Source organism: Marisediminicola antarctica (genome assembly GCF_009930795.1).
Lineage (GTDB): Bacteria > Actinomycetota > Actinomycetes > Actinomycetales > Microbacteriaceae > Marisediminicola > Marisediminicola antarctica.
Window position 1 is genome coordinate 2,792,730 of the sequence record NZ_CP017146.1, and the last position, 17,413, is coordinate 2,810,142.

17 protein-coding genes are annotated in these 17,413 nt (G+C 67.9%); all 17 read right to left on the reverse strand.

Annotated features, from left to right (window positions below; all coding sequences use genetic code 11):
- Positions 1-5: 5 nt before the first annotated feature.
- The 17 genes from BHD05_RS12960 to rpmI all read right to left on the reverse strand — a co-directional run bounded on the left by BHD05_RS12960 (position 6) and on the right by rpmI (position 17,409).
- Positions 6-152, reverse strand: a complete 147-nt coding sequence (locus tag BHD05_RS12960; RefSeq protein ID WP_161886792.1) for a hypothetical protein — start codon at positions 150-152, stop codon at positions 6-8.
- Positions 149-1,603 (reverse strand): argininosuccinate lyase, encoded by a 1,455-nt coding sequence (gene argH / locus BHD05_RS12965; RefSeq protein ID WP_161886793.1) that lies wholly within the window; start codon positions 1,601-1,603, stop codon positions 149-151. The genes BHD05_RS12960 and argH overlap by 4 nt, the downstream gene beginning before the upstream one ends.
- A 5-nt stretch (positions 1,604-1,608) precedes the next feature.
- A complete protein-coding gene (locus BHD05_RS12970; RefSeq protein WP_161886794.1) occupies positions 1,609-2,808 on the reverse strand; it encodes an argininosuccinate synthase in 1,200 nt (399 codons plus the stop codon).
- A 35-nt stretch (positions 2,809-2,843) separates the two neighbouring features.
- A complete protein-coding gene (gene argF / locus BHD05_RS12975) occupies positions 2,844-3,767 on the reverse strand; it encodes an ornithine carbamoyltransferase (RefSeq protein WP_161886795.1) in 924 nt (307 codons plus the stop codon).
- Positions 3,764-4,927 carry an acetylornithine transaminase gene (locus tag BHD05_RS12980; RefSeq protein ID WP_161887545.1) on the reverse strand — a complete coding sequence of 388 codons (1,164 nt, stop codon included), beginning with the start codon at positions 4,925-4,927 and terminating at the stop codon, positions 3,764-3,766. The genes argF and BHD05_RS12980 overlap by 4 nt, the downstream gene beginning before the upstream one ends.
- A gap of 53 nt (positions 4,928-4,980) precedes the next feature.
- Complete coding sequence (gene argB / locus BHD05_RS12985) at positions 4,981-5,913, reverse strand: acetylglutamate kinase (RefSeq protein WP_161886796.1); 933 nt, start codon at positions 5,911-5,913, stop codon at positions 4,981-4,983.
- On the reverse strand, positions 5,913-7,058 hold the full coding sequence (gene argJ, locus BHD05_RS12990; protein WP_161886797.1) for a bifunctional glutamate N-acetyltransferase/amino-acid acetyltransferase ArgJ: 1,146 nt from the start codon (positions 7,056-7,058) through the stop codon (positions 5,913-5,915). Before argJ ends, argB begins: the two co-directional genes overlap by 1 nt.
- A complete protein-coding gene (argC, locus tag BHD05_RS12995) occupies positions 7,055-8,101 on the reverse strand; it encodes an N-acetyl-gamma-glutamyl-phosphate reductase (protein ID WP_161886798.1) in 1,047 nt (348 codons plus the stop codon). Before argC ends, argJ begins: the two co-directional genes overlap by 4 nt.
- Positions 8,102-8,978: 877 nt before the next feature.
- Entirely contained in the window at positions 8,979-11,483 is a 2,505-nt protein-coding gene (pheT, locus tag BHD05_RS13000; protein ID WP_161886799.1) for a phenylalanine--tRNA ligase subunit beta, read from the reverse strand.
- Entirely contained in the window at positions 11,483-12,523 is a 1,041-nt protein-coding gene (gene pheS / locus BHD05_RS13005; RefSeq protein ID WP_161886800.1) for a phenylalanine--tRNA ligase subunit alpha, read from the reverse strand. The genes pheT and pheS overlap by 1 nt, the downstream gene beginning before the upstream one ends.
- Positions 12,524-12,544: 21 nt before the next feature.
- Positions 12,545-13,468: an amino acid ABC transporter permease gene (locus BHD05_RS13010; RefSeq protein ID WP_161886801.1), complete on the reverse strand. Its 924-nt coding sequence runs from the start codon at positions 13,466-13,468 to the stop codon at positions 12,545-12,547.
- Positions 13,465-14,112 carry an amino acid ABC transporter permease gene (locus BHD05_RS13015; RefSeq protein WP_161886802.1) on the reverse strand — a complete coding sequence of 216 codons (648 nt, stop codon included), beginning with the start codon at positions 14,110-14,112 and terminating at the stop codon, positions 13,465-13,467. The genes BHD05_RS13010 and BHD05_RS13015 overlap by 4 nt, the downstream gene beginning before the upstream one ends.
- 73 nt (positions 14,113-14,185) lie before the next feature.
- Positions 14,186-15,064, reverse strand: a complete 879-nt coding sequence (locus BHD05_RS13020) for a glutamate ABC transporter substrate-binding protein (RefSeq protein WP_161886803.1) — start codon at positions 15,062-15,064, stop codon at positions 14,186-14,188.
- Positions 15,065-15,099: 35 nt separating this feature from the next.
- Entirely contained in the window at positions 15,100-15,855 is a 756-nt protein-coding gene (locus tag BHD05_RS13025; RefSeq protein ID WP_161886804.1) for an amino acid ABC transporter ATP-binding protein, read from the reverse strand.
- A gap of 98 nt (positions 15,856-15,953) precedes the next feature.
- The gene (locus tag BHD05_RS13030; RefSeq protein ID WP_161886805.1) at positions 15,954-16,775 is read right to left on the reverse strand and encodes a TrmH family RNA methyltransferase; all 822 of its coding nucleotides are present in this window, start codon (positions 16,773-16,775) and stop codon (positions 15,954-15,956) included.
- Between the two features lie 22 nt (positions 16,776-16,797).
- Positions 16,798-17,184, reverse strand: a complete 387-nt coding sequence (rplT, locus tag BHD05_RS13035) for a 50S ribosomal protein L20 (protein WP_161886806.1) — start codon at positions 17,182-17,184, stop codon at positions 16,798-16,800.
- Positions 17,185-17,214: 30 nt separating this feature from the next.
- Positions 17,215-17,409 carry a 50S ribosomal protein L35 gene (gene rpmI / locus BHD05_RS13040; RefSeq protein WP_161886807.1) on the reverse strand — a complete coding sequence of 65 codons (195 nt, stop codon included), beginning with the start codon at positions 17,407-17,409 and terminating at the stop codon, positions 17,215-17,217.
- Positions 17,410-17,413: the final 4 nt, after the last annotated feature.

Consider the following 17,413-nt stretch of genomic DNA (forward strand, 5'->3'; position numbering starts at 1 on the left):
GCGCCCTAGAAGAGCCCGAGGCCGTTGCCGCTGAGGGAGAGAAGGGCGAAGACGAAGCCGAGGGACAGGAGCACGCCGGCGACGATCGTCGGGATCACCCACGGCTTCCGCGGCTCTCGCTTCCGCCGCGGCCGGTCCCGCTCCAGTGTCACCGGTTCTCCTTCACCGTTTCCGGGTTGAGAACGACGGCGATCGCGCGAACCCTGGCGGTCAGTTCGGCCAGCTGCTCGGCCACCCGGTCGGGGGCGGTGCCGCCGACGCCGGTGCGACTGGCGATCGAGCCGCCCACGGTGAGCACCTCGCGCACGGTTGGGGTGAGCGCGGGCGAGATCGCGACGAGCTCGTCGTCGGTGGGCTCGTGCAGCTCGATGCCGAGTTTCTCGCAGTGGCTCACGAGAGCACCGCTGATCTCGTGGGCGTCGCGGAACGGCACGCCCGCGCGCACAAGCCATTCGGCCACATCGGTGGCGAGGCTGAAGCCCTGGGGTGCGAGTTCGGCCATCCGCGGCGTGTTGAATTTCAGCGACGACACCATACCGGTGAACGCCGGCAGCAGCACCTCGAGGGTCTGCACCGAGTCGAAGACCGGCTCCTTGTCCTCCTGCAGGTCGCGGTTGTAGGCGAGTGGTAGTCCCTTGAGCGTTGCGAGGAGCCCCGTGAGGTTGCCGATCAGCCGACCGGATTTGCCGCGGGCGAGCTCGGCGATGTCGGGGTTCTTCTTCTGCGGCATGATCGACGACCCGGTCGAGTAGCCGTCGTGCAGAGTGACGAAGTCGAACTCGCGCGTGTTCCAGAGGATGATCTCCTCGGAGAACCGCGACAGGTTGATGCCGATGAGCGAGGTCACAAACGCGAACTCGGCGACGACGTCGCGGCTCGCGGTCGCATCGATCGAGTTCTCGGCGGGCCGCGACAGCCCGAGCTCGTCGGCGACGAGCTGCGGGTCGAGCCCGAGCGAGCTGCCCGCGAGAGCGCCCGAGCCGTAGGGCGAGACGGATGCCCGCTGGGACCAGTCCCGCAGCCGTTCCAGGTCGCGCACGAGCGGCCACGCGTGGGCGAGGAGGTGGTGCGAGAGCAGCACCGGCTGGGCGTGCTGCAGGTGGGTGCGCCCGGGCATGGCGGCCCCGAGGTGCTGATCGGCCTGCGCGGCGATCGCGTCGATGAGCCGCACGACGTGGTGCGAGATCGCGTGCGCGTGGTGCAGAAGGTACAGCCGGATGAGCGTGGCGATCTGGTCGTTGCGGCTGCGGCCCGCGCGCAGCTTGCCGCCGAGCTCGGGGCCGGCGATGTCGATGAGGGCGCGCTCGAGGGCGCCGTGCACGTCTTCGTCGCTGTCGAGCGGCGTGACCGTTCCGTCGGCGACGCCCGCGCCGAGCTGATCGAGGGCAAGGAGCATCCGCTTCAACTCGTCGGGGGTAAGGTACCCGGCGGCGGCGAGGGCCGTGGCGTGCGCCCTCGAGCCGTCGAGGTCATACCCCGCGAGCTGCCAGTCAAAGTGAGTCGAGCGGCTGAGCTCGACAAGCTCCGGGGACGGGCCGGTGCTGAACCGACCGCCCCAGAGCGCTCCCTCGTTGGTGGATGACCCCTCGCCCTCGAGCGCCACGGCGGCTAGCTACCCGCCAGATCGCGACGCGCCGAGATGCGGCTCGGCAGCGACCAGATCTCGATGAAGCCCTTCGACAGCGACTGGTCGAACGTGTCGCCGGTGTCGTAGGTGGCGAGGTCGAAGTCGTAGAGACTCTGCGCGCTCTTCTGACCGGTGACCGTCGCACGGCCGCCCTGCAGCTTGAGGCGGATGTCGCCGCTCACGTACTTCTGAGTGTCGTCGATGAACACGTCGAGCGAGCGCTTGAGGCCGGAGAACCACAGCCCGTCGTAGACGAGGTTCGACCATTCGGCCTCAACGCCGCGCTTGTAGCGGGCGAGGTCGCGCTCGAGAGTGAGGGCCTCGAGGGCCTCGTGCGCGGTGATCAGGGCAACAGCGGCCGGGGCCTCGTACACCTCGCGGCTCTTGATGCCGATGAGGCGGTCCTCGACCACGTCGATGCGACCGACGCCATGCTTTCCGGCCAGAGTGTTGAGCTGCTCGACGATGCCGAGCGGGGTGTAGCTCACGCCGTCGATGGCCGTCGGGATGCCGGCGACGAAGGTGATGGTGACCTCGTCGGCCTCGCGCGGGATGGTCGGGTCCTGGGTGTACTCATAGAGGTCCTCGATCGGGGCGTTCCACGGGTCCTCGAGGAACCCGGTCTCGACCGCACGACCCCATACGTTCTTGTCGATCGAGTAGGGGTTCTTCGCGCTCTGGCGGATCGGCAGGTTGTGCTCCTCCGCGTAGAGGATCGCCTTGTCGCGGGTGAGGGCGAGATCGCGAACGGGTGCGATGCTCGTGAGGTCGGGGGCGAGGGCGGCGATCGCGGCCTCGAATCGAACCTGGTCGTTGCCCTTGCCTGTGCAGCCGTGCGCGACGCTGCTCGCGCCGAGCTCCTTGGCGACGCGGGCGAGGTGCTTCGAGATGAGCGGCCGGCTGAGGGCCGAGACGAGCGGGTACGTCTTCTGGTACATCGCGTTGGCCTTGAGCGCAGGCATCAGGTAGTCGTTCGCGAACTCCTCCTTCGCGTCGACGACGAGGGACTCGACGGCCCCGCAGTCGAGCGCGCGCTGACGGATGTCGTCCATGTTCTCGCCGCCCTGCCCGACGTCGATGGCGAGGGCGACGACCTCTTTACCCGTCGCATCCTTGAGCCAGCCGATACCGACCGATGTATCGAGTCCGCCCGAGTAGGCCAGGACAACGCGTTCCGCCATGTGGTGTTTCTCCTTCAGTGTTGTGGTTGAAAAGTTTAGGCGCGAGCCAGCAGCCAGACGAGTAGCGCCTTCTGGGCGTGCAGCCGGTTCTCGGCCTCGTCCCAGACCGCGCTCTGCGGGCCGTCGATGACGTCGGCCGTGACCTCGAAGCCGCGGTCGGCCGGAAGGCAGTGCAGGAAGAGCGCACCGGGCGACGCCGTGCCCATGAGTTCGGCGTCGACGCGGTAGGCGCCGAGGTCGCGCAGGCGCTTGGACTTCTCGTCTTCCTTGCCCATCGAGACCCAGGTGTCGGTCACCACGACGTCGGCACCGGTGACGGCCGCGACCGGGTCGGTGAACAACTCGATCGAGCCGCCATTGACGGCCGCGACCCGGCGAGCGTCGTCGACGACGGATGCCGTGGGCGCGAAGGCGCCTGGCGAGGCGATGCGCACGTGCATGCCGGCTACCGCTCCCGCGAGCAGGTACGACTGGGCCATGTTGCTCGCGCCGTCGCCGAGGAACGTGACGGTGCTGCCCGCGAGGGCACCCCGGTGCTCGCGGATGGTGAGCAGGTCGGCGAGCAGCTGGCACGGGTGGAAGTCGTCGGAGAGCCCGTTCACGACGGGAACGGTGGTGCCGGCCGCCATCTCCTCAAGGCCCGACTGGGCGAAGGTGCGCCAGACGATCGCCGCGACCTGGCGTTCGAGCACTCGCGCCGTGTCGGTCGCGGTCTCCTTGCCGCCGAGCTGGCTGTTCGCGGTGCTGATGATCAGCGGCACCCCGCCGAGGTCGGCGATGCCGACAGCGAACGACACCCTCGTGCGGGTGGAGGACTTGTCGAAGATCACCGCGACGGTCTGCGGGCCGGCGAGCGGCTTCACCTGGAAGCGGTCCTTCTTGAGCTCGATCGCGAGGTCGAGGATCTCTGACTGCTCCGCCTGGGTGAGGTCGTCGTCGCGCAGGAAGTGCCGGGTCATCGCTGTCCCTGTGGGGTGGCGGCCGCGAGTGCCTGGGTGAACAGGTCACGGAACTCGGCCAATTCGGCGTCACCGACGATGAGCGGCGGCGCGAGACGGATGCTCGAATCGTTGGGCGCATTGATGATGAGGCCGAGTTCCAGCGCCTTCGCGGCGACCTGAGCGGCGACGGGTTCGGCGAGGCCGATTCCGAGCAGCAGCCCGCGACCGCGGATCTCGGTGACGAGCGGGGAGCCGATCGCGGTGATGATCTCGCGCAGCTCGTTGCCGCGGCGCGCGGCGTTCTCGATGAGCCCGGCGTCTTCGATCTCGGTGAGCACAGCGTTCCCGGCCGCGGTCGCGAGTGGGTTGCCGCCGAAGGTGCTGCCATGCTGGCCTGGGACGAAGAGGTCGGACGCGGCGCCGAAAGTGATCAGCGCGCCGATCGGCACGCCGCCCGCGATGCCCTTGGCGAGCACGATGGCGTCGGGCACGATGCCGTCCTGCTGGAAGCTGAACCAGCTGCCGGTGCGGCCGATGCCGGTCTGGATCTCGTCGAGGATCAGCAGGGCACCGTGTTCGGCGGTGAGCTCGCGGGCGCGCTGGAGGAAGCCGTCCGGCAGGTCGATGACGCCGGCCTCACCCTTGATCGGCTCGATCACGATCGCCGCGACGGTGTCGTCGATCGCGGCCTCAAGTGCCTCGATGGTCGTGTCGATGTGCTCCACTCCCCCGAGCAGCGGCTCGAAGGCCTCGCGCAGCGCCGCCTTGCCTGTGAGCGAGAGCGAGCCCATCGTGCGCCCGTGGAACGAATTGTGCAGGGCAAGGATGCGGCGGCGGGAGCCGTCTCCCTTGTTCAGGCGCGCGAGCTTGATCGCGGCCTCGATCGCCTCGGCGCCGGAGTTGCCGAAGTACACGCGGCCGCGGTCACCCGCCCCGCTGATCCGGCAGAGGCGCTCGGCGAGCTCGAGCTGCTGGGGCGTTGCGAAGAAGTTCGACACGTGGGCGAGGGTCGCGACCTGCTTACTGACGGCGGCGACGAGGGCCGGATGCGCGTGGCCGAGAGTGTTGACAGCGATGCCGGCGAGGAAGTCGAGATAGCGCTTGCCGTCGACATCCCAGACGTGGCAGCCCTCCCCGCGGTCGAGCAGTAACTGCGGGGTCGCGAGCGATCCCATCATCGAGGCCCCGAACCGGGTCTTCCAGGTCGTGTCGGTGGTGCTGGGAACGGTGCTCACTGCGACTTCCTTTTGGAGTTGGGGATGACTTCGGTGCCGGCGCCGAGCTGGGTGAAGACCTCGAGCAGGATTGCGTGGGGGATGCGCCCGTCGATGATCGTCGCTCCGCCGACGCCGCCGACCACGGCATCCAGGCATGCGGTCATCTTGGGGATCATGCCCGATTCGAGGCTCGGGAGCAGCGCGGTGAGCTCGTCCACGGTGATGAGGTCGACGAGGGAGTCGCGGTTGGGCCAGTCGCTGTAGAGGCCGGGCACGTCGGTCAGGACCACGAGCTTGGTGGCCTGCAGGGCTATCGCGAGCGCGCCGGCGGCAGCATCCGCGTTCACGTTGAGCGCCTGGCTGGGGTCGGAATTCTCCAACGCAATCGACGACACGACGGGGATGAGCCCGCGGGCCATAACGTCGAGCACGCTCGACGGGTCGACGTGGGTGATGTCGCCGACGTGGCCGAGGTCGAACCTCTCGCCGTCGACGACGACGCCCTTGCGCTCCCCCGAGAACAACGACTTGCCGTCGCCGAACACTCCCGCGGCGAGCACCGGATGCCCCGCGTCGGCGTGCGCGTTCATCAGCTCGACGATTTCGCGGTTGACCTCGTCGGCCAGCACGCGGCGCACGACGCTGATGGCCTCGGAGCTCGTGACCCGGTAGCCGCCGCGGAACTCGCTCTCGATTCCGCTCTCCTCGAGCGCCGCCGAGATCTGCGGACCGCCGCCGTGCACGACGACGGGGTGCAGGCCGGCGTAGCGCAGGTAGACCATGTCTTCGGCGAAGGCGCGCTGGAGGTCCTCGTTGATCATCGCGTTGCCGCCGAATTTCACAACCACGATCTTGCCGGAGTACTGCTTGAGCCAGGACAGGGACTCGATGAGGATCGCGGCCTTCTCAGCCGCGAGCTCCTGTTCGATTTCGTCGTCGGTGGCCATCAGCTTGAGTAGGCGCTGTTCTCGTGGACGTAGTCGTGGGTGAGGTCGTTGGTCCACACTGTTGCCGTGTCGGTGCCCGACTTGAGGTCGATGAGCACGTGCACCGCCCTCGGGGCCAGGTCGACGAGGTCACGGGACTGGCCCGGCTCGCCAGAGCGGCAGACCATGACGCCGTTGATCGACACGTCGATGTCGTACGGGTCGAAGGTCGCGCTCGTGGTGCCGACCGCGGCGAGCACCCGACCCCAGTTGGGGTCGTTGCCGAACACGGCGGCCTTGAAGAGGTTGTTGCGGGCGACCGAACGGCCGACCATCACGGCGTCGTCCTCGTTCGCGGCGTTCACGGTCTCGATCGAGATGTCGTGGCTCGATCCCTCGGCGTCGGCCTGCAGCTGCAGGGCGAGGTCGAGGCAGATCGTGGTCACGGCGGCGCGGAATTCCGCCGCGTCAGGCACGATTCCGGAGGCGCCGCTCGCCAGAAGCGTCACCTGGTCGTTGGTCGACATGCAGCCGTCCGAGTCCAGGCGGTCGAAGCTGACCCGGGTGGCCGAGCGCAGTGCCGCGTCGAGGTCGGATGCTGGCACGTCGGCATCCGTCGTGAGGACCACGAGCATCGTCGCGAGCCCGGGCGCGAGCATCCCGGCCCCCTTCGCCATTCCGCCGATCGACCAACCGGCGCCGTCGACAACGCTCGTCTTGGGGTGGCTGTCGGTCGTCATGATTGCGAGGGCGGCATCCGCTCCCCCGTCGGCGGTGAGCTGTGCGGTCTCGATGCCGGCGAGGAGCGGCTCGAGTGGGAGCTGCTCGCCGATGAGCCCGGTCGAGCAGACGAGCACGTCGGTGGTTGAGAGGTCGAGCTTCGCGGCGACGGCCTCCGCGGTGGCGTGGGTCACCTGGAACCCGCGGGAGCCGGTGTAGCAGTTGGCGCCGCCCGAGTTGAGCACGATCGCGGTGGCGATGCCGTCGGCGATGACCTGCTGCGACCAGATGATGGGATTGGCCTTGGCACGGTTGCTGGTGAAGACGGCGGCCGCGGCGTTGCGTGGTCCGAGGTTGTGCACGAGGGCGAGGTCTTTGCCGCCGCTGTTCTTGAGTCCGATTTCGAGGCCGACGGCGGCGAAGCCCTTGGCGTGGGTGACGCTCACGGGGCGACTCCGTTCAGGTTGAGGCCGAGCGACTCGGGAAGCCCGAGCGCGATGTTGGCGGATTGGATCGCGGCACCGGCGGTGCCCTTGACGAGATTGTCGATCGCGGTGACGGTGATCACACGTCCGGCGGCCTCGTCGACGGCGAGCCCGACGAGCGCGGTGTTCGCTCCCGTGGTGTCGCCGGTGCGCGGGAACTGCCCCTCCGGCAGCAGGTGCACGAAGGGCTCGGTCGCGTAGGCGGTCTCCCAGGCGGAGCGCACGTCGGCGGCGCGGATGCCGGGGGCGAGCTTCGCGGTGGAGGTCGCGAGAATCCCGCGCGACATGGGTACGAGCATGGGGGTGAACGACACGGTCACGCCGACGCCGCCGGCCGCGGTGAGGTTCTGGCGGATCTCGGGCGTGTGCCGGTGGGTGCCGCCGACGGCATACGCTGCGGCCGAGGCCGTTTGCTCGCTGAACAGCAGCTCCGTCTTGAGGCTCTTTCCCGCGCCGGAGGTGCCGACGGCGAGCACGGCAACGAGGTCGTCCGAGCAGATGACGCCCGCGCGGATGCCGGGCGCGAGGCCCAGGGTGATCGCGGTCACGTTGCATCCGGGCACGGCGATGCGGCGGGCGCCGACGAGGCGGTCGCGCTGGTGCCCGCCGCCGTGGAGCGGGAGTTCGGGCAGGCCGTAGGTCCAGGCGCCGAAGTAGTCGCCGCCGTAGAACGCGGCCCAGTCGGCTTCGCTCTCGAGGCGGTGGTCGGCGCCGCAGTCGACGACGAGGGTGCCGGGGTCGAGAGCGGCGGTGATCTCGCCCGACTTGCCGTGCGGGAGGGCGAGGAAGACGATGTCGTGACCCGAGAGCGTCTCCGGGGTTGTTTCGACGAGGGTGAGGTGCTCGAGCGAGCGCAGGTGCGGCTGCACGTCGACGAGCCGCTGGCCGGCGTTCTGGAACGCGGTGACGGTCGTGACGTCGAACTCGGGGTGGGCTGCAAGAATTCTCAGCAGCTCACCGCCGGCGTAGCCGCTTGCACCTGCTACGGCAACTGACAATGACATTGCTCTACCTTAGTGAGAGAGGGACGAGGGACTGGTCCGGCGACACTCCACGGTGAGCCCCCTCAGCTCAACCAGGAAATGACGCCCCGAGTCGCTCACCGGTGGCGCGACGTCGCACGGAAGAGCGCGGCTGAACGCCGTCCACCTGTGCTTCGCGAAAGTTGCCCACCCCCCGAGCGTAGCGCGTCGGGCATCCACTCGCCCAATCGCGGGGCTTCCGGCGCTGAGCAGGTAGAGCCGGTCGGTTGAGCATGTAGAGCCTGTCGGTTCAGCATGTCGCGTGGCAACGGTGTCGAAATTGCGTTCTCGTGCCCGCCGTGCCAAATGACGGTACCAGCGCACCTTCGGGCTGAACGCGATGGGGTCGGGGCCGTGGCGGCCGAAGTTACCTTCAGTTTGCGCGGGGCCGGCTGTATGGGAGCAGTCGACGACCCTCGGCGAGCGGGTGTCGCCAAAGTCGGAAGGATGCCGCCCTGCGCGCCTCCGGGCTCACGACGCGCCGCGGGAGGATGACCGGTTCCGTCGTTAGCGACAGCCCAGGTTTCGACACGCGCGCCAGAGGGCGCTGCTCAACCAGCAGAGACACTCCCGCCGGTTCAGCAGGTCGCGCAGCGACCGCACCGAAACCACCCTCCGCGGCAGCTCCCGCCGTCAGATTCACGCCGAGTACAGAGTAGTGGTCGCTCCCGCACCGGTCTGAGGAGCCACTACTGCGTACTCGGCGTGATGATCGAGTCCCCCGCCGCGGCCGGGCGTAAGCAGCACGAAGATCTTCGGGACCAGCGACGACTCGCGACTCGCGACCCGCTGCTCACTGACCGATGATTGCTACTCGTGACTCGCGACCCGCTACTCACGACCCGCAACTCGCGACCGCCTACTCGCGAATCGTCGCCCCGAAGCGCTCGGCGGCGACGGCGGCCCCCGCGAGCTTCGCATCGGTCGCCTCCTTCGCGGTGAGGGTGCGATCGCTCGCCCGGAACCGCAGCGCGAAGGTCAGCGACCTTGCGCCATCCGCAATCCCGGAGCCGCGGTAGTCGTCTGACAACCGGGCATCCTCGAGCAGGGGGCCGGCACCCTCGACGACCGCCGCGAGCACCTCGCTCGCCGGGAACCCGACGGGCACGACAAGCGACAGGTCCTGCGTCGCGGCCGGGAGGGTCGCGATCGGGGTGGGTGTGACCGATACCGGCGCGAGCCGGATGAGCGCGTCGAGGTCGACCTCCCAGACGGCGACGACCCTGGGCAGGTCGAGCTCGGCGGCGAGGGTCGGCAGTAATTCGCCGGCGTGCCCGACGGTGTGCCCGTCGACAAGCAGCTCGGCAGTGCGACCGGGGTGCATCGCCTGGTGGCTGCCCTGGCGCACGTCGATCGTCACCGCGAGGGCGGAGGCGAGCTGGCGCACGGCGGTGAGGGCATCGGCAACGGATGCCGTGATGGCGGCCTGCCCGGCCTGCTTGCCCACGGCGTTGCCGAGGAACAGCCCGCCGGCGTGACGGGGCTGCGGCGGGATCGACGCGTTGAGTTCGGCGAGCACCTCGACCGACGGCCGCGCGTTGCCGATCGGCAGCGGGCCGCTGCCGTACTCGACGCCCGCCTCGGGCAGGAACACGGTGCCGATCTCGAACAGCGCGAGGTCGGTCAAACCTCGCGAGAGGTTGCGGCGGGCGACCTCGATGAGCCCGGGCGTGAGTGAGGTGCGCAGCCACGGCACTTCGCCGTCGAGCGGGTTCGCGAGCTTGACCGCGGCAACCGGGCCGGCGGATGCTGCTCCGAAGGTGTCATTGCTGAACTTCGACACGAACGGGTACGCGTTGACCTCGGTCGAGCCACCGGCAGCGAGCTGCTGGGCGGCGGAGCGGCGCAGACGCTGCGCGCGGGTCAGCCCGCGGCCGGGAGGCGCGGTCGGCAGCACGGAGGGGATCCGGTCGTACCCGACGATGCGGGCGACCTCCTCGGCAAGCGTCGCCTTGTCGGTCAGGTCGGGACGCCAGCTCGGCGGGGCGACGACGAGTCCGCGGTCGGAGGGGACGATCGCTCCGCCGATCTCGGCGAGGGAGGAGAGGATCTCCTCGTCGCTGTAGTCGACGCCGATGAGCCCGGAGACGTAGCCGGTGGGCAGCTCGATGCCGGTCGCGGCGAGATGGGTCGTGTGGCTCGAGCCGAGATCGTCGGCGGTGCCGCCGGCGAGCTGTTCGAGCAGCTGCACGACCCGGGCCGCGGCCGGTGCGGCGACATAGGGGTCGACGCCGCGCTCGAAGCGGCGGGATGCCTCGCTTGGCAACTTGTGCCGGCGGGCGGAGCGGGCGATCGAGACGGGGTCGAAGTTCGCGGCCTCGACGAGCACGTTGACGGTGCCCGTTCCGATCTCCGTGGTGGCGCCGCCCATGACGCCGGCGATCCCGATGGGCCCGGACCCATCGGTGATGAGCAGATCTTCGGGGTGGAGCTTTCGCGTCTGGTCGTCGAGGGTGACGATGCTCTCCCCGGGCTCGGCGCGGCGCACGGTGATGCCGCCGGCGAGCTTGTCGAGGTCGTAGCCGTGGACCGGCTGGCCGAGTTCGAGCATGACGTAGTTGGTGATGTCGACGACAAGCGAGATCGAGCGGATGCCGGCGAGGGTCAGCCGCGCGACCATCCAGGCGGGCGTGGGCCGGGTCGGGTCGACCCCGCGCACGACGCGCGTGACGAACACCGTGGAGCCTGTACGCCCACGGATGGGGGCGCGGTCGTCGATGGCGACCGGGAAGACCGCCGCTCCCTCGGCCCGGTCGTGCGCGGGCACGCCGGCGGCAGGGTCGCGGAAGGTCGCGCCGGTGGCGTGGCTGTACTCGCGGGCGATGCCGCGGATCGAGAAGGCGTAGCCGCGGTCGGGGGTGACGTTGACCTCGACGGCCGAGTCGTCCAGACCGAGTAGAGCGACGGCATCCGCGCCGACCGCCGGGTCGAGCCCGAGGGTAGACAGCACGAGGATCCCGGCGTGCTCCTCGCCGAGGCCGAGCTCCTTGGCCGAAGCGATCATGCCGTCGGAGACGTGGCCATAGGTCGTGCGGGCTGCGATCGGGAACGGCCCGGGCAGCACGGCGCCGGGCAGCGACACGACGACCTTGTCGCCGGCGGCGAAGTTGTGCGCGCCGCAGACGATCCCGCGGGGCACGTCCTCGCCCACATCGACCTGGCACCAGCGGATGGTTTTGCCGTTGGTCTGCGGCTCATCGACGAACTCGAGCACAGCGCCGACGACGATGGGGCCGCTCAGCTCGAATCCGTGCACTCCCTCTTCCTCGAGGCCGACCTTCACGAGCGCCGCGTGGATGTCGTCGGTGCTCGAACCGGGCACGAGGTCGACGAACTCGGCGAGCCAACTCAGGGGGACGCGCATCAGAGGACCATTCCAAACTGCTTGCTGAATCGGATGTCACCCTCGACCATGTCGCGCATGTCGGTGAGGCCGTTCTGGAACATGAGGGTGCGCTCGATGCCCATGCCGAAGGCGAAGCCCTGGTAGATGTCGGGGTCGATGCCAGAGGCGAGCAGCACGTTGCGGTTGATCATGCCGCAGCCGCCCCACTCCACCCAGCGCGCCCCGCCCTTGGCGTTCGGCTGCCAGACATCCATCTCGGCGCTCGGCTCGGTGAAGGGAAAGTAGTTCGGGCGCAGCCGGATTCTCGCCTCGTCGCCGAACATGAGGCGGGCGAAGTGCTCAAGCGTGCCGCGCAGGTGCGCCATCGTGAGGCCCTTGTCGACGGCGAGACCCTCGATCTGGTGGAACACCGGGGTGTGGGTCGCGTCGAGCTCGTCGGTGCGGAAGGTGCGGCCCGGCGCGACCACGTAGATCGGCGGGGTGCGCTCGAGCATCGAGCGGGTTTGCACGGGGCTCGTGTGGGTGCGCAGCACGAGGTGCTTGTCGATCGGGTCGACGAAGAAGGTGTCCTGCATGGCGCGGGCGGGGTGGTCCTCGTCGAAGTTCATCGAGTCGAAGTTGAACCACTCGTTCTCCAGCTCCGGCCCCTCCGCGATCTCCCAGCCCATGCCGAGGAAGATGTCGCCGATCTGTTCCATGAGCAGGTTGAGCGGATGCCGGGCGCCGGGCGTCCAGCGGGATGCCGCAGCCGTCACGTCGACACTCTCCGCAGCGAGACGCGCGGACTCCTCCGCCGCCGACACCTCGGCGACGCGCGCCTCGAACGCCTGGGTGAGGCGTGCCTTCGCCTGGCCGACCAGCTTGCCGGCGGCCGACTTCTGGTCGTTCGGCAACGACTTGATCGACGCGTTGAACGCCGCGAGAGCCGAGTGCTCCCCGAGGTGGTCGGCTCGAGCGACCTTGAGGCTCGACGAGGACGTAGCCGACGCGAGGGCGGCAAGGGCAGCATCCACGGCAACGCCGACGTTCTGCTCGTTCAGGGATAGGTACTCAGACACAAGAGTCGAGTTTAGTGCGGGCTAGGACTTGCCGGCCGCACCATCGTCCGCACCGTCGTCCGTCGGCGCGGCGGTACCGCGGGTCCTTCCGAAGATCCCACGCCTGGGGATCTTCGCGACAACGGCCTTGCTTCCGGTGCGCCGCGCGACAAAGCGCGCGACCCAGGAGAGCGAGAGGTTGATGACGAGATAGATCACCAGCACAACGAAAAACAGGGTGAAGAAGTAGGCGTTGCCGTAGAAGTTGGAGAGGTTGTTGACGCCGATGCGCAGCAGCTCCGGGTACCCGACGATGTAGGCCAGCGCGGTGTCCTTGAGCAGCACGACCATCTGGGCGATGATGATCGGCAGCATCTGGCGGAACGCCTGCGGAAACTCGATGAGGAATCGCGTGGCGGTCGGGGTCAGCCCGATCGCGAGGCCCGCCTCGGCCTGGCCGCGCGGCAGCGAGGCGATTCCAGCGCGGAGGATCTCGCCGATCAGGGCTCCGTTGTAGACGGCGAGGGCGGCGACGCCGGCGACGTACGAGCCGGAGGCGAAAACGAGCAGCACGAAGAGCATCATGAGCAGTACGGGCATGCCGCGGAAGAATTCGAGCAGCACGGCGGTGGGCACCCGGATCCAGGCAGTGCGCGCGGTGCGCCCGAAGGAGAAGAGGATGCCGATGATCATCGCGAGCACAGCTGCGGCGCCGGCCATCTGCAGTGTGCCCTGCACCCCGCGCCAGAGGGCGCGCCAGACGGCGGCATCGAGCAGGATGTCCCAGCGGCTCGCGTCGAACAGTCCGACCTGGGTGGAGCCACCGGCGGTCTCGCGCGGCGAGGCGAGGGTGAAGATCAGCCAGGCGATGCCGAGCGCGATCAGCACCGCAGAGACGACCGAGGTCACCCTCGACCGGCGGATGGCGCGCGGGCCCGGGGCGTCGTAGAGAACGGACTGGCTCATCGGAGGACCGCCACTCGCTTTTCGATGGCCCCGGCAATGAGACCGAGGGGCACGGTGATGATGAGGTAGAAGAACGCCACCGCGAGCAGGATCGCCAGCACTTCGTCTCCCCGATTGTTGATGACCCGCCGGGACTGAGCGAAGAGTTCGAGAACGAAGAACCCACCCGCGACGGAGGTGTTCTTCGTCAGGGCGATGAAGACGTTGATGAGCGGGGGTATGACCATGCGGATGGCCTGCGGCATCACGACGAACCCGAGAGTCTGGCCGAAGGTGAGGCCGATACTGCGGGCTGCCTCGGCCTGCCCGATAGAGACGCCGTTGACTCCGGAGCGGAGCGCCTCGGCCACAAACGGCGAGGTGTAGACGGTGAGACCGATCGCGGCGAGAGTGAAGTAGTCAAGCCTCACCCCGAGATAGGGCAACACGAAGGCACAGCCGAACAGCAGAAGAGTCAGTGGGGTGTTGCGAACGAGTTCCGTGTAGACCGTCGCGATCATGCGCAGGGACGCGACGGGAGAGATCCGCATCGCCGCGACGACGATGCCGATGCCGAGCGCCCCCATCCCCGCGACGCCGAGCAGGCTCAGAGTAACCAGGAAGCCGTCGATGAAGAGCGGCAACCCTTCGATGATCGCGTCCATGAACCGCCCCTGTTTTCTCTGATCGTGGCAGTCGGCCCGTCCGCGGTGCGGACGGGCCGACTCTCACGTGGTGTTAGTAGCGGTCGACGGTCGGCGGCTCAGGCGTGTCGAGCACGACGCCGGCGGTTGCCTCCCAGGCATCCACCCAACGGCCGTCTTCGAACGCTGCCTCGAGCGTGTCGTTGATGAAGTCGCGGAACTCGGTGTCCTCCAGCGCGACGCCGATGCCGTAGGGCTCTTCGGTGAACGCGTTGTTCACGACCTCGAACTCACCGTCGCTCTTGTCGGCGAGACCGGCGAGGATGACGTTGTCGGTTGTGACCGCGGCGGCCGCTCCCGTGCGCACGGGCTCGAGGCAGTCCGAGTAGCCGTTCGCCGCGATGACGTTGTCGGTGTACTCACGGATGTTCTTCTCCGAAGTCGATCCACTCACGGTGCAGACGACCGCGTCGGGGTTCTCGGTGAAGTACTCCGGGCCTTCGATGCCGTCGGGGTTGTCCGCGGGAACGAGCAGGTCCTGGCCGGCGATGTAGTACGGGCCGGCGAACGAGACAACTTCCTTGCGGGTGTCGTTGATTGTGTAGGTCGCGACGACGAGGTCGACCTCGCCGTTCTGGATGAACGGCTCGCGGTTGGCGGAGATGGCCTCGACCCAGTTGATGTCCTCGGGTGCGATGCCCAGCTCGGCGGCGATGATCTTGCCTATCTCGACGTCGAAGCCGACCGGTTCATTGTCTGGGCCGACGAGCCCGAAGAGGGGCTGGTCGAACTTGGTTCCGATCGTGATCTCGCCGGCCTCGTTGAGCTCGGCCATGGTCGTGCCCGCCTCGAACTCGACCTCCTCCTGCACCTCTGGCTCGGCGGTGGGCGCCTCGGAATCGGTGCAGGCGCTCAGTCCGAGCACCGCGACGGCGGCCATGGCAGAGACCATCAGACCTTTTTTGAGTCTCATAATTCGCTCCTTGTGCTGTGTGTCCCACCCACTGGTTAGTGGGTAAGTATTTTGGAGAGGAAGTCCTTGGCCCGATCTGACTTCGGATTCGTGAAGAATTCCTCGGGTGTGGCCTCCTCGACGATCGCACCCTCGGCCATGAACAGCACGCGGTCGGCGGCCTTGCGCGCGAAGCCCATCTCGTGGGAGACCACGATCATCGTCATTCCGTCTTTGGCGAGGCCGACCATCACGTCGAGAACCTCGTTGATCATCTCGGGGTCAAGTGCCGAGGTCGGCTCGTCGAGCAGCATGACCTTGGGCTCCATCGCGAGCGCGCGGGCGATCGCGACGCGCTGCTGCTGACCGCCGGAAAGCTGGGACGGCATCTTCTTCGCCTGATTGGCGACACCGACGCGTTCGAGCAGCGCCATGGCCCTCGTCTCGGCATCCGCCTTCGAGAGTCCACGAACCTTGATCGGACCAAGCGTCACGTTCTGCAGCACCGTCTTGTGCGCGAAGAGGTTGAACGACTGGAAGACCATGCCCACATCGGCGCGAAGCTTTGCGAGGCCGGCGCCCTCTTTCGGCAACTCGGTGCCGTCGATGGTGATGAGACCGTCGTCGATGGTCTCGAGCCGATTGATCGCCCGGCAGAGGGTGGACTTGCCCGACCCGCTGGGCCCGATGACCACCACGACCTCGCCGCGGGTGACCGTGGTGCAGATGTCCTTCAGCACATGGAGAGCACCGAAGTGCTTGTTGACGTGATCGACGACGACCAGGGGTTCACCATTGCCTGCTTGCACCATTCCCCTACCCAACCACACTGTGAGAACGCCCACTAACCCCTAGTGCCAGTCGTAACAATCCCGCAATCTCCGGAAGTGACTCGAGATGCGTGGCGGGGTCAGCCGGCGGAGCGTTGCGAGAAGGCGCTCTCGTACAGGCACACGGATGCCGCCGTGGCGAGGTTCATCGATTCGGCATGCCCATAGATGGGCACAGTGAGGGCGAGATCGGTCATCGCGAGGTTCTCGTCGGAGAGCCCGCGCGCCTCGTTGCCGAATACCCACGCCGTCGGGCGCGCGAGCACGCCGTCCTGGCGCGCGGCGAGCAGGTCGCCGCCTTTGACATCGGCCGCGATCACGAACATGCCGGCCTCCCGAGCCCTCTCGAGCACGGTGTCAAAATCGGCGCCGACCGCCACGGGCACGTGGAAGATCGATCCCGTCGACGAGCGCACCACCTTGGGGTTGTAGAGGTCGACGCTGCGTCCGGTGAAGATGACACCGTCGGCACCGGCGGCATCCGCGGCCCGGATGATCGTCCCGGCGTTGCCCGGGTCTCTCACCTCTTCGAGAATCGCAATGAGCTTGGGGCCGTTGCCCTCGGTATCCGGCTTGAGGATGTCCTTGACCGAGGTCGGGAACTGGTGGCAGACCGCGACAATGCGCTGCGGCGTGACGGTGTCGGCCATCGACTCAAGCACGAGCTCGGTGACGAACTCCACCTCGATCCCCGCGACGGACGCGGCCTGGGCGATGTCGGAATACCGCTCGATTGCCGTCGGCGTCGCGTACAGCTCCACCACGAGTTGCGGCCGGAAAGTGAGTGCTTCTGCGACGGCTTGTGGGCCCTCCAAAAGAAAGAGCCCGGTCTGGGACCGGGCGTCTCTCTTGGCTAGCTTTGCCACCGCGCGAACTCGTGGAGAACGCGGGTTATCGATCATGTCGATAGCTTATTGGTGGAATCTAGGCGGCAACCTTCGGCGCGCTGGTGTCGGCGGGAAGTGCTGCCTTCGCGGTCGCAACGATCGCCGCGAAGGTCGCGGGGTCGGTGACGGCCAGGTCGGCGAGGATGCGACGGTCGACCTGCACTCCGGCCAGGTTGAGTCCCTGGATGAAGCGGTTGTAAGTCAGGCCGTTGGCACGCGACGCCGCGTTGATGCGCTGGATCCACAGGCGGCGGAAGTCGCCCTTGCGCTGGCGACGGTCGCGGTAGGAATAGACGAACGAGTGGATCAGCTGTTCTTTTGCCTTGCGGTACAGGCGCGAACGCTGACCACGGTAGCCCTTGGCGCGTTCGAGGATGACCCGGCGCTTCTTGTGGGCGTTGACTGCCCTTTTTACTCTTGCCATGATTTGGTTCCTTGAGGTTGGTGGGTCGGTCTACTTGCCGAGAAGGCGCTTGACGAGCTTGGCGTCGGCCGGGGCCAACACCTTTTCCTGGTTCAGACGACGAGTGACGACGCTGGACTTGACCTCCAGGTTGTGCCGCATACCGGCCTGCTGCTTCATGACCTTGCCGCTACCGGTGACCTTGAAGCGCTTCTTGGTACCCGAATGGGTCTTCATCTTGGGCATGTGT

Bases quoted from the DNA above. Each gene is read 5' to 3' on its own strand.
- BHD05_RS13010 (WP_161886801.1), bottom strand. From the start codon at position 13,468: ATGAGCCAGTCCGTTCTCTACGACGCCCCGGGCCCGCGCGCCATCCGC.
- BHD05_RS12970 (WP_161886794.1), bottom strand. From the start codon at position 2,808: ATGGCGGAACGCGTTGTCCTGGCCTACTCGGGCGGACTCGATACATCG.
- rplT (WP_161886806.1), bottom strand. From the start codon at position 17,184: ATGGCAAGAGTAAAAAGGGCAGTCAACGCCCACAAGAAGCGCCGGGTC.
- argF (WP_161886795.1), bottom strand. From the start codon at position 3,767: ATGACCCGGCACTTCCTGCGCGACGACGACCTCACCCAGGCGGAGCAG.
- argB (WP_161886796.1), bottom strand. From the start codon at position 5,913: ATGGCCACCGACGACGAAATCGAACAGGAGCTCGCGGCTGAGAAGGCC.
- BHD05_RS13030 (WP_161886805.1), bottom strand. From the start codon at position 16,775: ATGATCGATAACCCGCGTTCTCCACGAGTTCGCGCGGTGGCAAAGCTA.
- pheT (WP_161886799.1), bottom strand. From the start codon at position 11,483: ATGCGCGTCCCCCTGAGTTGGCTCGCCGAGTTCGTCGACCTCGTGCCC.
- BHD05_RS13020 (WP_161886803.1), bottom strand. From the start codon at position 15,064: ATGAGACTCAAAAAAGGTCTGATGGTCTCTGCCATGGCCGCCGTCGCG.
- argC (WP_161886798.1), bottom strand. From the start codon at position 8,101: ATGTCATTGTCAGTTGCCGTAGCAGGTGCAAGCGGCTACGCCGGCGGT.
- BHD05_RS13025 (WP_161886804.1), bottom strand. From the start codon at position 15,855: ATGGTGCAAGCAGGCAATGGTGAACCCCTGGTCGTCGTCGATCACGTC.
- rpmI (WP_161886807.1), bottom strand. From the start codon at position 17,409: ATGCCCAAGATGAAGACCCATTCGGGTACCAAGAAGCGCTTCAAGGTC.
- BHD05_RS13015 (WP_161886802.1), bottom strand. From the start codon at position 14,112: ATGGACGCGATCATCGAAGGGTTGCCGCTCTTCATCGACGGCTTCCTG.
- BHD05_RS12980 (WP_161887545.1), bottom strand. From the start codon at position 4,927: ATGATGGGATCGCTCGCGACCCCGCAGTTACTGCTCGACCGCGGGGAG.